Here is a 629-nt window from a genome sequence, read left to right on the forward strand (position 1 = left end):
TGGAAGGCAAATTTCATGAGAACTGGGATCCGTGGCGCGAGGGCTGAGCCTCCTCAGGGGTCTTTGTTTACATCCCTTCTAAATACTCCCAGGCTAGCCTTCCTACTCGTTACGATGAGAGGACAGCCCAGCCTTCACCTTAGGGAGGAGCAAAGAGGAGCATGGCTATCCGCACCCTGCAAAGTGTCATTGAGCAGCATATTGCTGGGCTGCCTGGCCTTATTGCCGTCTTGATAGGGCGAGTTACGGATGGCAAAACGGTAGCCAAGGTAACTTACGCCAGCGACACCTAGGAAGAGCAGGCGCTGGAACTTTTGGGCACCTACGCCAGCGATCTATTGCAGGCCAACAACCGCCTTTGCCAAACGGTCAGCCCTGAGGAGGAGGCGGATTACCCCACAGCGGGCTCGTCTCAGGTGCGGGTGATTCTGAAGTCTTTCCCCAAAAGTCTCTACTTTGTTTTGTTTTTAACCCGCTCCATCATCGACCTCAAAGCAATTTCAGAGCGCATCAAAGCCATCCTCATCGACGGCAAACCGCTGCTGCCTCCTGTTCAAGACGACACTCTATCCACTGCTCAGGCTTTGATTAGCTACGCCAAGCGCTACGCTCCGGATCCCAACTTTGTC

Annotated in this window: 1 protein-coding gene and 1 pseudogene; both read left to right on the top strand. The window is 54.1% G+C overall.

Going from position 1 to position 629, the window contains the following annotated elements; translation table 11 throughout:
- The first annotated feature begins 161 nt into the window (after window positions 1-161).
- The gene (locus tag NW827_RS09405) at window positions 162-293 is read left to right on the top strand and encodes a hypothetical protein (RefSeq protein WP_414403684.1); all 132 of its coding nucleotides are present in this window, start codon (window positions 162-164) and stop codon (window positions 291-293) included.
- A 21-nt stretch (window positions 294-314) separates the two neighbouring features.
- Window positions 315-629, top strand: a pseudogene (locus tag NW827_RS09410) (hypothetical protein); the annotation flags it as partial.

Source organism: Synechococcus sp. H70.1, assembly GCF_047502705.1.
Classification (GTDB): Bacteria; Cyanobacteriota; Cyanobacteriia; order Thermostichales; family Thermostichaceae; genus Thermostichus.

Excerpts from the sequence above, each read along its gene's own strand:
- NW827_RS09405 (WP_414403684.1), top strand. The coding sequence starts at position 162 with ATGGCTATCCGCACCCTGCAAAGTGTCATTGAGCAGCATATTGCTGGG.